This is a genomic window from Pseudoalteromonas sp. NH0006-26 (assembly GCF_057552415.1).
The window spans coordinates 318,689-332,618 of sequence record NZ_BAAJMJ010000005.1 but is presented as its reverse complement, the minus strand read 5'-3'; the positions used below and the strand labels follow the sequence as shown (position 1 = coordinate 332,618).

Below are 13,930 nucleotides of genomic sequence, written 5' to 3'. Positions count from 1 at the left end.
GAAGAAAGGAGCTACCCAAGATGGGTAAAACCAAAGCCAAAGAAGTATCCGACTAAAAAGAAAAATGCCAGTCAGCTTAACTGACTGGCATTACGCTATGAAGCGTCCTTTTTAGTTTAGTTAGATTTTATTAACGAACTTTTGCGTCAATATCAACTAAGTCAGTTAAGTGACACGTTTCACCACTGTGGGTTTTAATGCCATGCTCACCAAAGTAATCACGCTGGGCTTGAACTAAATGCCCATTACTTGGTGTTGTTAACGTTGCTAAATAGGTTTGTGTTGCACTCAGTACAGGGAATGCCAGACCGGTCATAACTGCTTGACCCGTTACTTTACGCATAGCAAGTGACTCTTTTTCAAGGGTGTCAATAAACTCGACACCTTGCGCGACACTATCTAAGTAATCTGCACGAATAATACACCCTGCACGCCATGTTTGTAGTGTTTTAGCTAAATCAACTTTCCACTGATGAGTACGCGAAGCACCTTTAATTAATGCAAGTCCTTGGCGATACGCCAGCAAACTTGCAAGGGTGAATGCATCTTTTAATTCATCTAAATCAACATCAACCTGGGTGGTCTTTTGCGTGCTGTATGTCATCTCTTGTGCAGCAGTGGTATTGCATGCATTAGTTAAATGACGAGCTTGAACAGCAGCCACTAATGACGGTACCGCAATACCTAGCTCAAGTGCATTTTGAGCTGTCCATAAGCCTGTGCCTTTTGCGCCAACTTTGTTATCAATTAAATCAACAAGCGGCACATTTTGCGAATTTTCAAGTGATAAAATATGGCTAGAAATTGATAGTAAATAACTATTTAACTGGCCTTGCGACCATTCATTAAATATCTCAGCAATTTCTTTTGGTGAGCGGTTCGTTCCGTGACGAAGTAGCTGATACACCTCAGCAATAAGTTGCATCAGTGCGTATTCAATTCCATTATGAACCATTTTTACAAAATGACCGCTGGCTGATTGGCCAACACGTGCAAAACACGACTCGCCTTTGTAGCTTGCAGCAACCTTTGTAAACCATGGCTCGACACGCTCCCAGCCACCTTCAGAACCACTTGCCATCATAGCCGGACCATGACGCGCCCCCTCAGCACCACCTGAAATACCCATAGTGGCAAATTCAAACTTATCTTGGTATTTTAGCTTGCGATTAATACCATCTTTATAATTACTGTTTCCGCAATCAACAATAATATCACTACATTGAACACCCGCTTCAATCAGCTCGTTGCAAACCGCATCAACCAATTCACCCGCAGGCACAAGTAGTAAAATAGAACGCGGTGTTTCTAAACGCCTAACCATATCCCCTAGATCAGAGACAATGTGAAGTTTGTCAGCCATGCCTTGTGATTTAGCACAACTTAATAATTCTTCACCCGCATTTGGGTTTTTGTCATAAGCGACCAGCGTTATCCCTTTTTCAATCAAGTTCAGGGCAAGATTTTTCCCCATAACGCCTAACCCTACTAATGCAACTTGCATTTAGTGCCCTCCTCGGTAACAACTATTTGGTTAGTAAATTAAAATAATACCGCGTGCATTATACTCAGACCTAAGCCATGAGCAAAGCTACATGCATTTATTACAGTTAAAATAAACACTGCAATTATATCAAACAACCGCCCTCACAGGGGAAGAAATAGCGCTGCTATTTAAATTTTTAGATCATTGACGCCCTGTGACACCGGTGTCATAATGATGACATATTCATTTTGTATATAATAGTCTCAATGTTATAAAAATTGCATAAAACTAAAGATTACTCTTTATTAGTAATCGCAAAAAACAAAATAACCGTCAACTTGCTTAAAATAAGCGCACAGGAGAATTTAATGTTAAGACGTACAAAAATAGTCGCGACACTTGGACCTGCAACAGACAGAGATAATAACTTAGAAAAAATTATTCGTGCAGGCGCTAATGTCGTTCGATTAAACTTCTCACATGGTGTTGCACAAGATCATAAAGACCGTGCACAAGCTGTTCGAGATATAGCTGCTAAATTGGGTAAGCACGTTGCAATTCTTGCTGACCTGCAAGGCCCTAAAATCCGTGTTTCGACCTTTAAAGAAGGTAAAGTGACTTTAGCGGTTGGAGCAAAATTCGTTCTTGATGCAAAAATGGAAAAAGGCCAAGGCGATATTAATGCCGTTGGTATTGATTATAAAGAGCTACCACAAGATGTAGCTCCTGGTGATTTACTGCTGTTAAACGATGGTTTAATTCAGCTTACTGTAGAGCATGTTGAAGGCCACTTAGTGCACACTGTTGTTACTGTGGGTGGCGTGCTATCGAACAATAAAGGCATTAATCGTTTAGGTGGTGGTTTAACTGCGCCCGCGTTTACCGACAAAGACAAAGAAGACTTAATCACTGCAGCTGAAATTAATGTTGATTATATTGCCGTTTCTTTCCCGCGTAGTGGCGATGACATGCGTTATGTTCGTTCTCTTGCAGAAGCTGCAGGCTCTAATGCACAGCTTTTAGCTAAAATTGAACGTGCTGAAGCAGTAGAAACACAAGAAGCAGTAGATGATATCATTTTAGCGTCTGACGCTGTAATGGTTGCCCGTGGTGATTTAGGTGTTGAAATTGGTGACGCTGCATTAATGGGTAAACAAAAACTCATTATTCGTCGTGCCCGTTCGCTTAATCGAACTGTTGTAACGGCTACGCAAATGATGGAATCGATGATCGATAACCCAATGCCAACCCGTGCAGAAGTAATGGATGTTGCCAATGCAGTACTTGATGGCACCGATGCGGTCATGCTTTCAGCGGAAACAGCTGCAGGTGATTACCCTGAAGAAACCGTTGCCACAATGGCACGCGTTTGTTTAGGTGCTGAGTCGCAAAAAGAGACCCATGTTTCTAAGCATCGTTTAGATAGCCGTTTCTCTTCTAATGCGGAATCAATTGCACTCTCTGCAATGTATGCAGCGAACCACTTAGATTCTGTGAAAGCGATAATTACCCTGACTGAATCAGGTAGCACAGCAAAACTCATGTCGCGCATTAGCTCTGGCTTACCCATTTACTCACTTTCACGTCATGCCAGTACATTAGGTCAAACAGCACTATACCGTGGTGTTTACCCAGTGTTTTTTGACTCTACAAAATGTGAAAAAGATAACATGGTTAAAGACGCATTAAGCACATTAGTGGCTGCAGGCTCACTGCAAGTAGGCGACACCGTGATTATCACCCATGGTGATGCGATGGAAACGATTGGTGCAACCAACACGATGAAGATTGTGACTGTTTCGTAAAAGTTACTACAAAAAAACGCGAGCTATATGCTCGCGTTTTTTTTTGCTGTTAATTTAACCTGAACTCTGGTTAATTTAGCTTGCGAGCGCTGCTTTTACTTTGTCGCGATAGCTTCGGCTAACTTTGAGTTCTTGACCGTTTTCAAGTACCAATAGGTACTCACCACTTACCTGAGTAACCAGCTTACTAATTTGTTTAGTGTTAACAATTGCGCTGCGATGAACACGTACAAATAAGCTTGGATCTAACTCTTGTTCTAGCTCTTTCATGGTTTTACGTAATATATGCGTTTGCCCATCTTGGCAATGTAAACACATATAATCACCCGCTGCATCTACCCACTGTATGGTAGCAACTGGCACTCTGACAATTTCGCCCTGCTCTTTTACTGCTAATGATTCAGGGTAGCGACGATCAGTTAAGGTATCACCTGTGGCTAATTTCTTTAAAATCTCTTCACAGTTATTACCCGTTATTCCAGCTACAAAGCTAGCTAATTTTTTCTTATGGGCGTTGTCCTGCTGTGTTTTTAAATAGGTATGCACTTTTTCTACCGCCTGTTTTAATCTGTTATCATCAACGGGTTTTAAAATGTAATCTAAAGCATGGATTTCAAATGCTTTAACAGCAAAATGATCAAACGCAGTCACAAACACAATAGCTGGCAAATCTTTACTACTTTCACTCAGTGCGCGCGCAACCTCAAAGCCGTTCATCCCAGGCATTTGAATATCTAAGAACACGAGGTCAATTTTTTCGTTTTTGCAGCTTTCAATCGCATCGGCTCCTGAGCTACATAGTTTGATCACTTCAATATCAGAAAACTCTTCAAGCCTGACGGCTAAACCTTTACGTGCTAATGGTTCATCATCAACAATAAGCGTTTTTATTCTTGTCATTTCTTCACAGCCTTCTCAAACGGGACTCGCAGATTAACTTTTAATCCACTTGGCGTATTATGTGATAATACAAACGAGTAATTATTTTCGTAGAGCGTTTTTAATCTGTCTCGGGTATTTGCCACACCCACGCCTTGTGCATTAACTAACTGGCCATTTACAATTTCAGTGCCAGGACCATTATCGCCCACTTCAAGTAATAATTCATTAGCAAATACTTGTGCTTTTATATCAATCACGCCACCTTCTGCCATGTGGGCAATGGCGTACTTAATAGCATTTTCAATGATCGGTTGTAATATTAGGCTAGGTACCAAGGCTTGTTGTGCTTGATCACTCACATCAACATTAACTTGTAGCCGTTCATCAAAGCGCACACGTTCAATCTCTAAATATAACATTAATGCATGCAGCTCTTGCTCTAGCGGCACTTTTTTAATTGGATCAGTATTGAGCGTGTAACGTAAAAAGTCACTCAGCTTAGACACCATTAAGTTAGCATCTTTGTTTTCTTTAACCAAAATTAAAGTCGAAATAGCATTAAGGGTATTAAATAAAAAATGCGGGTTTAACTGATACCTGAGCATCTTGAGCTGTGCTTCGTGCGCCATTGTGGTTGCTTTTAACGCTTTTTGACGTTCACTTTGTAGTAACTGGTAATACTTAACCCCAAAGTACAAGCCACTCCAACACAAAATAATATAAACGGAGTCTAGCCCTTGCTGTAAATAATAAAACCATTCTTCAGGGCGATAACCATGGCGATATATCTCCCACAAGTTAAACTTTTGTACCACAGCCCAGAGCGTACCTGTTACATAAGAGGCACCAAATACAACAATAATTAAGACCCAAGGTGAGGAGTTCCAAATTTTGCGATAAATATAACGCAAAGGGACAGTCATTAAACAGCCCGCATAGGCATTGAGTAAAATAACGAATACGTAAATATCACGCATTTCGAATACTTTAGAACCAATATAGTTAACTAACGCATACCCTATCCAGCCAGCAATTTGCAAAAGCCAGAAAAAGCGTTGTCTGTTATCAATTAAAGACTGCCAATTCAAAATTAATTATTACCTTGTAAATTTGTCACTATTATATCGATTTATCAACGAGTATAGCACTACCAACTGTCTTACTTTTTAATAGCCCTATCGCAAACTATAACGCAGGCTTATGCATTTATGATTAAGCATTTCACTTTGGCTATACGCATAAAAAAAGCGAAAGGTAGGTACCTTTCGCTTCTCAATGTTTACTTTTTATTTATTAAGCTAGTTTGTCTGAAGCAACTTTATAAGTTGGATCTTCAATTACGTTAACTTCTACTAAGTCACGCGCTTTATGAAGTAGTTCAGTACAGTCTTTACTTAAGTGACGTAAATGCAACTTTTTACCGGCTTTATTGTATTTATCAGCTAAGCTGTCAATTGCTTCTATTGCACTGTGATCCGCAACACGGCTGTATTTAAACTCAACAATAACGTCTTTAGGGTCGTTCTTTACATCAAATAAATCGGCAAAGTTTTTAACTGAGCCAAAGAATAAAGGCCCGTGTAACTCGTACACTTTTGAACCTTCTTTATCAATATAGTTCGTTGTGTAAATATGTTTAGCATGCTGCCAAGCAAATACTAATGCAGACACAATAACACCTACACACACTGCAATGGCTAAGTCAGTGATAACCGTCACACCCGATACTAAAACAATTACAAATGCGTCAGATAAAGGCACGCGTTTCATCATTTTAAAACTTGCCCATTCAAATGTGCCTAGTACTACCATAAACATAACCCCAACTAATGCCGCTAGTGGGATCATTTCAATTAAGCTTGAGGCAAAGATAATAAACGCAAGTAACATCAGCGCAGCACTAATACCAGATAAACGCGAACGGCCACCGGAATTAATGTTAATCATAGATTGGCCAATCATGGCACAGCCACCCATTGCACCAAAGAAACCACATGTAACGTTTGCCGCACCTTGGCCAATACATTCTTTGTTAGAATGGCCACGTGTTTCTGTAATTTCGTCAATCAAGCTTAGCGTTAACAGCGATTCAATTAAGCCAATTGCTGCAAGAATAAGCGCATATGGGAAGATAATTTGCAGTGTTTCTAAATTAAAAGGCACCATAGGAATATGAAATTGCGGTAAACCACCGGCAATCGTTGCAGCTTCATTACCTGTCATACCTTTTAAGAAATCAAGTACTGTACGCGCTTCTAGGTCAAGGCCAATAACTAAGCCAGTTACCGTCACAATGGCAACCAGTGACGAAGGGACTGCGGTCGTTAATTTTGGCAAAAAGTGAATAATAGCCATAGTTAGCGCCACTAAACCGAGCATAATGTACATTGCACTGCCCGTCATCCATTCTTGACCGCCAGCACCATCAGGTACTTTAAACTGCCCGAGCTGTGCTAAAAATATAACTATCGCTAAGCCATTTACAAAACCGAGCATCACCGGATGTGGAACCATACGTATAAACTTACCGAGCTTAAATACCCCAGCCAATATTTGTAATAGCCCCATCAGCAACACAGTGGCAAATAGATATTCCACTCCGTGATCAAGTACTAAACTTACCATTACAACCGCAAGCGCACCGGTTGCACCCGAAATCATACCCGGACGACCACCAAAAATAGCCGTAATTAAGCCAACAATAAATGCGGCATATAAACCAACAAGGGGTTCTACATTTGCAACAAAGGCAAATGCAACAGCTTCTGGTATCAAGGCAAGTGCCACGGTCAATCCAGAGAGAATATCGTTTTTAGCAGAGCTTGGCGCTTTGCTGAGTAAGTTAAACATTGAGTTCCTCAGTTTTATTTAGCTAATAAAAAAAGCGCTAAATTCTATCAAATTAGCGCTCATTTCACAATTTTAATGCAGCCGATTTGTTTATCATCGGCTCATTTTTATTTTACAGTGGTAAGGCTGTACTACGTTTTACACAGGTCATGGTCACGTTAGAATGAACCTCTTGCACGTACTCTAAGCTAAGTAGGTTATCGCGAACAAAGTGCTCATAACCTTCTATGCCTTGAGAGATAATACGCAACATAAAGTCCATAGTACCCGCCATGGTGTAACATTCAGTCACTTCGTCATAGCTAAGTATCAGTTTTTCAAACTCGGCTAGATTCTTTTTGCCATGGTTTGATAAACGTACATGGGCGTAAACCAACATATCAAAGCCCAGCTTTTTTTCATCAAGCAATGCGACTTTACTTTTGATGTAGCCATCTTGTTCTAATTTAGCAATACGACGCCAACAAGGAGACTGAGATAAGCCTACTTTGTCTGCAATTTCAGCGGTTGATAAACTTGCATCTTGTTGTAAAAGTGCCAATATTTGGCGATCTACGTGATTTAGAGACATTTTATTTCTTATTTATCTAATAAATTGGTTAAATTATACAGCCTTTTTAAAAAGCAGTCTGCATATTTTTAACAATTAAACACATCAACCAAACTGACCACTTACAAACGGATTGGTTGCCTTCTCATTAGCGACATCGGTATCTTCACCATGACCACTTAAAATTGTGGTACTCAATGGCAACGTCATTATATGGGCCTGTATTGAGCTAATAAGCTGCTTACTGTCTCCTTTTGGAAAATCAGTACGCCCGACTGAGCCTTTAAATATAACATCACCGACAATAACGATGCTTTGCCTGTCTTGATAAAATACAACGTGTCCAGGGGTGTGCCCTGGGCAATGTAGTACTTTAAATACAAGTTGGCCAACTTGTATAGTGTCACCATGTGCTAGCCACTCATCTGGGTAAAAAGCACTGATAGGTTCAAATCCAAACATAGTGGCTTGCATTGGTAAGTTATCAAACCAAAAGCGCTCATCCTTATGTGGACCAATAATTTTTATATTGTGTTGCTGGCGTAAACTATGTGCTGCACCCACATGGTCTAAGTGTCCATGGGTTAACCAAATTGCAGACAAGCGTAAATCATGCTGTTTTAGAATTGCATTAATTTTGTCAACATCACCACCAGGGTCAATCACCACAGCTTGCTGGGTTTGCTCGCATACTATAATTCGGCAATTTTGCATAAACTGCGTAACGGGAATTGTGATTATTTTCATCTTATATTTCTTTATCTTTTTGCGCTGGAATAACTATATCCTGTTCATATGACATTAAAATTGGGTATTTTAAATATGCTTGGTCATAAAACGGGCTGTGCTCATAGAGCCAATTTAAACGCGCCTCAGGATTTGTAGCAAATGCTTTATCTTGCTTTAGTTTTTTATTAAATGCTTCGGCTAATTTAGGATCATCACTGAGCATTTTCTCAGCAAATGGGATCAAAGCATAATTTTCCATGTACTCTGTACGCTGAAAAATTGTATTAAATTCACCCCATGCAAAAAAAGAATCAGGGGCTTCTGGATGCAATAAATGCACAGCTAACTCGCCTGCTTTTTGTTGGGTACTGACTTCAAACCAACCATCTAAGTCAACATTCGTGGCCGGTACATAGTCAAAATGTGCCGACACTCTAAAACGCCCTTCAAATGGTGCTTTATCAAAGCTAAATTGCGATACTTTTGCCATTTTTAACGGTTGTGTATTGGCACCACTGAGTTTATTAATTGATACCCCGTGCAAGGCAAGTTTTTCAATAATATCGGTATACACTGGCGGAATAAAAAACGATTTTGGAACTTCGACCGTGTGCTGTACTTCTTTTTGCCAAAAAATAGGCAGCTTGTCATAATCTTGTTTTTTACCTAAATAGCTTACTTCTTGCTGATTTGACAACGCATTCATACTCTTAGAATAAGCAATGCCTTTAAACTTAATATAATCAGCTTGCTCAGCGTAGCCACGTTTAACAATTAATTGCTTAGGCACAAATTGCTGTTCTTTTTTTACCGCATTTGCGAGTTTATCTTTATGAGCTGCTAACGCTTCAATAGCACCATCTATAAACACATAAGTCCCTAACACCCGTTGCTTATAGGGTTTTAAAGAATGGTTTTCGACTAAAATAGTTGGTAATGACCTTAAATCACCCCAGCCATTAGAAAAACGAGGCGTCGCCACCCAACCCGCTAACCCTGATTTAAACTCTTGTTTATCCATCACAAAAACTAAAGGCCCAGGGATATGTCCTTGCTCAGTTAAAGTTTGATCAATAACAGGTTTAAAGTAACGGTTAAGCGCATCTGAAATAGCTGGCGACTCGCTAGCAAATACTGGGTTATAGCCGTAGGTTACATCGTATTGGTAATCGGCCCCATCAGTCACATGCACGTCTATATATAAATTCGGATTATAATCGTTAATCACTGCAAGTACGCTTTTAACCTCAGGGGTATCTAACTTAGTGAAATCACGATTTAAATTAAGGTTATTGGCGTTTGTTCTAAAACCCATTTTTACTGGGCCGCGCTGATTGATTCGATTAAATGCACCGCTGCGTTCATGGCCATCAACATTGAGAATCGGAATAAATAAAATGTTTACCTTTTTTAATATATCGCGACGTTTACCCGTGGCAATATCTCTAAGCAACATAAACATTGCATCTTTACCATCAATCTCACCGGCGTGAATACCGGCCTGAATAAGCACGGTTGGTTTGGTGCTATTAGCCATTTGCCCAGCGTCAAAAAAGCCTTGTTCGCTGGCAATTAACATTTTTATTGCACGTTTACTATTACTATAGCCAATCGTTTTTGATTTAAATTGAGTGGGATTAGCTGCCACCAATCTATCAACAAATGCCATGGTATCAGCATAATTAGGAGACGAGACTCCTGCAGAAATTTCGAAGTCTGTGGTTAAAGGTCCTTGTTGTTGCAATAGCGACGTGCTCGCACCTTCCCATGGTAATAATGGCGGTAAATGACTGTTATTCGCCATACTTGCAGATAAAACCAATAAACTTATAAACATATACTTCTCTAGCAAACGCATTAATTAAAAAATTATAGCAATTAAAGCTTTTTAGTTGCCAAAACTGCGGTAGTTCAACAAAAAAATGCAGCCAACTGCAGTTTCCTTTGGTTATTTGCTCAAGCCCTAATCAAGTACTGATAAAAACATAATTAATATCAACCTTGAGAGCAACAAAGAACATGCCTAAAATTCTCAGCTAGCTAATAATTTAAAGTTAGATGAATGCATGAATTTAAAAGGTATAAACATAGCTAACACACTAAATAACAGGCACAAAAAAAGGAGCCATAGGCTCCTTTTTAATACTTATACAAAAACTTAAGCGGCCGCTAGGCCTTCTTTTGCTTTTGCTACAAGCGCTGCGAATGCAACTTGGTCGTAAACAGCGATATCTGCAAGGATCTTACGATCGATTTCTACAGATGTCTTTTTAAGACCATTGATAAAACGGCTGTAAGACAGACCATTTTGACGTGAAGCAGCATTGATACGTGCAATCCATAGTTGACGGAAAGTACGTTTCTTAGCACGGCGGTCACGGTAAGCGTATTGACCCGCTTTAGTAACAGCCTGGAAAGCTACGCGGTAAACACGTGAACGTGCTCCGTAGTAACCTTTCGCTTGTTTTAAAACTTTTTTGTGACGTGCACGTGCGACAACGCCGCGTTTAACTCTTGCCATTTCTAAAAACCCCTATTAAGCGAATGGTAACATACGTGAAACTAGACCATGGTCATTTTTATGAACCATCATCTTAGGACGTAGGTGTAACTTACGCTTAGAAGTTTTCTTAGTCAGAATGTGACGAAGATGCGCTTGTTTACGCTTGAAACCGCCAGAAGCAGTCTTTTTGAAACGCTTAGCTGCGCCTCTGTGACTTTTTAGCTTGTAAGCCATTGCAATAACTCCAATTGTATTGCTTTAAAATTAGTAAGAAGGCGTGAGATATATTGCTATAGCTCCACTTTAAAGGCCTAACTTACTGCTATGTTCCGGTGAAAACCCGATATAAATACCGCAATTTTACTTTAAAACCGGTTAACTCAGGTGGACACTTTCGCATCACTTGCAAACCTGAGCTAAATTCGGTGCGTATTATCGCCTAATTATTACTTTTTAGCAACCGGCGCCATCATCATAACCATTTGACGGCCTTCAACACGATTTGGGAAAGATTCAACAACTGCTAATTCTTCTAAATCGGTTTTAATACGGTTTAATAATTCGATACCAATTTCTTGGTGAGCCATTTCACGACCACGGAAGCGGATAGTTATCTTAGCTTTATCGCCAGCTTCTAAGAACTTACGTAAGTTGCGTAGCTTAACCTGATAGTCACCTTCATCCGTGCCAGGACGGAATTTGATTTCTTTAATCTGGATCTGCTTTTGCTTCTTCTTCTGCTCTTTTAGTTCTTTGCTTTTTTCAAAGATGAACTTACCGTAATCCATAACCTTACAAACAGGCGGCTCAGCATTTGGACTGATCTCTACAAGATCAACACCCGCTGCATCAGCCATAGCTTGCGCGTCTTTTAATGACTGAATTCCAGCTTGTTCGCCGTCGATGTCGATTAAACGAACTTCTTGCGCTGTAATTTCTTCGTTAATACGATTTTTTTGAGCTGTTTGTTGCCCTTTCTTGCCGCCTCTAATAGTACGTTCCTCCAAGAATATCAATAATATAAGCGTGTAGCTGGCTATTTTTGCTTGCCCTACACGCTCGATTTTTACTGTCGATTTTTGATTTCTTCACTGATTTTAGCTACAAAATCATCGACATTAAATTTGCCTAGGTCTTCACCTGTGCGAGTTCGTACTGCTACTTCTTGTTGCTCAACTTCTTTGTCGCCAACAACCAATAAGTAAGGAATACGCTTAAGTGTATGCTCACGGATTTTAAAGCCAATCTTCTCATTTCTCAAGTCAGCAGCGGCTCTAATTCCAAGTTTATTTAATTTTTGTACAATTTCCTGAACATACGGTGCTTGTTTATCGGTGATATTCATAATCACCACTTGCTTAGGCGCAAGCCACGTTGGGAATAAACCAGCATATTCTTCTGTTAAAATACCAATGAAGCGCTCAATAGACCCTAATATAGCGCGGTGTATCATAACAGGTGTACGTCGTTCGTTATTTTCAGCCACATATGTTGCGCCTAAACGACCAGGTAATGCAAAGTCTAGTTGCACTGTACCACACTGCCACGCTCTGTCTAAGCAATCGTACAAAGTAAATTCAATTTTAGGACCATAAAACGCCCCTTCACCTGGTAGGTAATCAAATTCAATGTCATTTGCCTTAAGTGCATCAGCAAGTGCAAGCTCAGCTTTGTCCCACATTTCATCTTCGCCAATACGTTGCTCTGGACGAGTTGAAAGTTTAACTACAATTTTTTCAAAGCCGAATGTTTCATACGTATCGTAAACCATTTTAATACAGGCCGATACTTCATCCATGATTTGCTCTTCAGTACAGAATACATGCGCATCATCTTGGGTAAAGCCACGCACACGCATTAAACCGTGAAGTGCGCCTGATGGCTCGTTACGGTGACAACAACCAAACTCAGCCATACGCAGTGGTAAATCACGGTATGATTTTAAACCTTGGTTAAATATTTGTACGTGACCAGGACAGTTCATTGGCTTGATTGCGTATTCACGCTTTTCAGATTCCGTGGTAAACATGGCTTCTGAATATTTTTCCCAGTGACCTGATTTTTCCCATAACGAACGGTCCATCATCATTGGACCTTTTACTTCTTCGTATTGGTACTCACGTAATTTTTCACGCACAAATTCTTCTAATTCACGGTAAATGCTCCAACCATCGTTGTGCCAAAATACCATGCCTGGCGCTTCTTCTTGCCAGTGCCATAAATCAAGTGCTTTACCAATACGACGGTGATCACGTTTTTCAGCTTCTTCTAAACGCTTTAAGTACGCTTTAAGTTGCTTTTTATCGCCCCACGCTGTGCCGTAAATACGCTGCAGCATTTTATTTTCAGAATCACCACGCCAGTATGCACCTGCTACCTTCATAATTTTGAAGTTTTGACAGAATTTCATGTTAGGAACATGTGGTCCACGACACATATCTACGTATTCTTCGTGGTGGTATAAACCTGGGCGATCATCTTGAGCAATATTTTCGTCAAGAATTTCTATTTTGTATGTTTCGCCACGCGCCGCAAACGTATCGCGTGCTTCTTGCCAGCTAACGGTTTTTTTCACTACATCGTAGTTTGTTTTTGCAAGCTGTAACATACGCTTTTCAATAGCATCAAGATCATCTTGAGATAACGAATGTTCCATATCAATATCATAGTAAAAACCGTTATCGATAGTAGGACCAATCGCCATTTTAGCGTCTGGGAAAAGTTGCTTAACTGCATGACCAATTAGGTGGGCACAAGAATGGCGAATAATTTCTAAACCATCGTCATCTTTTGCTGTAATAATTTCAAGACGAGAGTCGACTGAAATTAAATCACATGCATCCACGCGTTCGCCATTCACACGGCCGGCGATGGTTGCTTTAGCAAGACCAGGGCCAATATCGTTTGCAACATCAAGCGTGCTTACAGGGTTTTCAAAACTACGCTGACTACCGTCAGGGAGAGTAATAACTGGCATTATAAATCCTTACATACAGTGGTGACACCTACAATGTATCACGTGTATTTTTTAATTAATTAAATGAGAATGACTCGACAACGCTTTTACGAATAAGCATTGACTATTTTTCGCCGACAAAGGCTAATGTAGGTGCTGAGTCTGCTCA

At 40.1% G+C, this 13,930-nt stretch carries 12 protein-coding genes; 1 reads left to right on the top strand and 11 read right to left on the bottom strand.

Going from position 1 to position 13,930, the window contains the following annotated elements; genetic code table 11:
* Window positions 1-130: 130 nt before the first annotated feature.
* Complete coding sequence (gene gndA / locus AC27JR_RS10265) at window positions 131-1,504, bottom strand: NADP-dependent phosphogluconate dehydrogenase (protein ID WP_487173513.1); 1,374 nt, start codon at window positions 1,502-1,504, stop codon at window positions 131-133.
* 350 nt (window positions 1,505-1,854) lie between these two features.
* Between gndA and pyk the strand changes: the two genes are divergently transcribed.
* Complete coding sequence (pyk, locus tag AC27JR_RS10260) at window positions 1,855-3,291, top strand: pyruvate kinase (protein WP_076920269.1); 1,437 nt, start codon at window positions 1,855-1,857, stop codon at window positions 3,289-3,291.
* Window positions 3,292-3,366: 75 nt separating this feature from the next.
* Here the strand turns inward: pyk and AC27JR_RS10255 are convergent, their stop codons facing one another.
* The 10 genes from AC27JR_RS10255 to thrS all read right to left on the bottom strand — a co-directional run bounded on the left by AC27JR_RS10255 (window position 3,367) and on the right by thrS (window position 13,782).
* Complete coding sequence (locus tag AC27JR_RS10255) at window positions 3,367-4,191, bottom strand: LytR/AlgR family response regulator transcription factor (protein WP_076920268.1); 825 nt, start codon at window positions 4,189-4,191, stop codon at window positions 3,367-3,369.
* The gene (locus AC27JR_RS10250; protein WP_076920267.1) at window positions 4,188-5,261 is read right to left on the bottom strand and encodes a sensor histidine kinase; all 1,074 of its coding nucleotides are present in this window, start codon (window positions 5,259-5,261) and stop codon (window positions 4,188-4,190) included. The genes AC27JR_RS10255 and AC27JR_RS10250 overlap by 4 nt, the downstream gene beginning before the upstream one ends.
* A 205-nt stretch (window positions 5,262-5,466) precedes the next feature.
* Window positions 5,467-7,023 (bottom strand): SulP family inorganic anion transporter, encoded by a 1,557-nt coding sequence (locus AC27JR_RS10245; RefSeq protein ID WP_487173512.1) that lies wholly within the window; start codon window positions 7,021-7,023, stop codon window positions 5,467-5,469.
* 112 nt (window positions 7,024-7,135) lie between these two features.
* Window positions 7,136-7,594, bottom strand: coding sequence for an Lrp/AsnC family transcriptional regulator (locus AC27JR_RS10240; protein ID WP_008110469.1), 459 nt, complete (start codon window positions 7,592-7,594; stop codon window positions 7,136-7,138).
* Between the two features lie 84 nt (window positions 7,595-7,678).
* The gene (locus AC27JR_RS10235) at window positions 7,679-8,320 is read right to left on the bottom strand and encodes an MBL fold metallo-hydrolase (protein ID WP_487173511.1); all 642 of its coding nucleotides are present in this window, start codon (window positions 8,318-8,320) and stop codon (window positions 7,679-7,681) included.
* A 1-nt stretch (window position 8,321) separates the two neighbouring features.
* Window positions 8,322-10,139, bottom strand: coding sequence for a M14 family metallopeptidase (locus AC27JR_RS10230; RefSeq protein WP_487173510.1), 1,818 nt, complete (start codon window positions 10,137-10,139; stop codon window positions 8,322-8,324).
* Window positions 10,140-10,460: 321 nt separating this feature from the next.
* Window positions 10,461-10,823 carry a 50S ribosomal protein L20 gene (rplT, locus tag AC27JR_RS10225; protein ID WP_008110477.1) on the bottom strand — a complete coding sequence of 121 codons (363 nt, stop codon included), beginning with the start codon at window positions 10,821-10,823 and terminating at the stop codon, window positions 10,461-10,463.
* Between the two features lie 15 nt (window positions 10,824-10,838).
* Window positions 10,839-11,039: a 50S ribosomal protein L35 gene (gene rpmI / locus AC27JR_RS10220; RefSeq protein WP_004587840.1), complete on the bottom strand. Its 201-nt coding sequence runs from the start codon at window positions 11,037-11,039 to the stop codon at window positions 10,839-10,841.
* A 212-nt stretch (window positions 11,040-11,251) separates the two neighbouring features.
* The gene (infC, locus tag AC27JR_RS10215; RefSeq protein ID WP_008466946.1) at window positions 11,252-11,812 is read right to left on the bottom strand and encodes a translation initiation factor IF-3; all 561 of its coding nucleotides are present in this window, start codon (window positions 11,810-11,812) and stop codon (window positions 11,252-11,254) included.
* Window positions 11,813-11,871: 59 nt separating this feature from the next.
* The gene (thrS, locus tag AC27JR_RS10210) at window positions 11,872-13,782 is read right to left on the bottom strand and encodes a threonine--tRNA ligase (protein WP_487173509.1); all 1,911 of its coding nucleotides are present in this window, start codon (window positions 13,780-13,782) and stop codon (window positions 11,872-11,874) included.
* Between the last annotated feature and the right edge of the window lie 148 nt (window positions 13,783-13,930).

Bases quoted from the DNA above. Each gene is read 5' to 3' on its own strand.
- pyk (WP_076920269.1), top strand. From the start codon at position 1,855: ATGTTAAGACGTACAAAAATAGTCGCGACACTTGGACCTGCAACAGAC.
- AC27JR_RS10240 (WP_008110469.1), bottom strand. From the start codon at position 7,594: ATGTCTCTAAATCACGTAGATCGCCAAATATTGGCACTTTTACAACAA.
- AC27JR_RS10245 (WP_487173512.1), bottom strand. From the start codon at position 7,023: ATGTTTAACTTACTCAGCAAAGCGCCAAGCTCTGCTAAAAACGATATT.
- rplT (WP_008110477.1), bottom strand. From the start codon at position 10,823: ATGGCAAGAGTTAAACGCGGCGTTGTCGCACGTGCACGTCACAAAAAA.
- AC27JR_RS10235 (WP_487173511.1), bottom strand. From the start codon at position 8,320: ATGAAAATAATCACAATTCCCGTTACGCAGTTTATGCAAAATTGCCGA.
- rpmI (WP_004587840.1), bottom strand. From the start codon at position 11,039: ATGGCTTACAAGCTAAAAAGTCACAGAGGCGCAGCTAAGCGTTTCAAA.
- thrS (WP_487173509.1), bottom strand. From the start codon at position 13,782: ATGCCAGTTATTACTCTCCCTGACGGTAGTCAGCGTAGTTTTGAAAAC.
- gndA (WP_487173513.1), bottom strand. From the start codon at position 1,504: ATGCAAGTTGCATTAGTAGGGTTAGGCGTTATGGGGAAAAATCTTGCC.
- AC27JR_RS10255 (WP_076920268.1), bottom strand. From the start codon at position 4,191: ATGACAAGAATAAAAACGCTTATTGTTGATGATGAACCATTAGCACGT.
- AC27JR_RS10230 (WP_487173510.1), bottom strand. From the start codon at position 10,139: ATGTTTATAAGTTTATTGGTTTTATCTGCAAGTATGGCGAATAACAGT.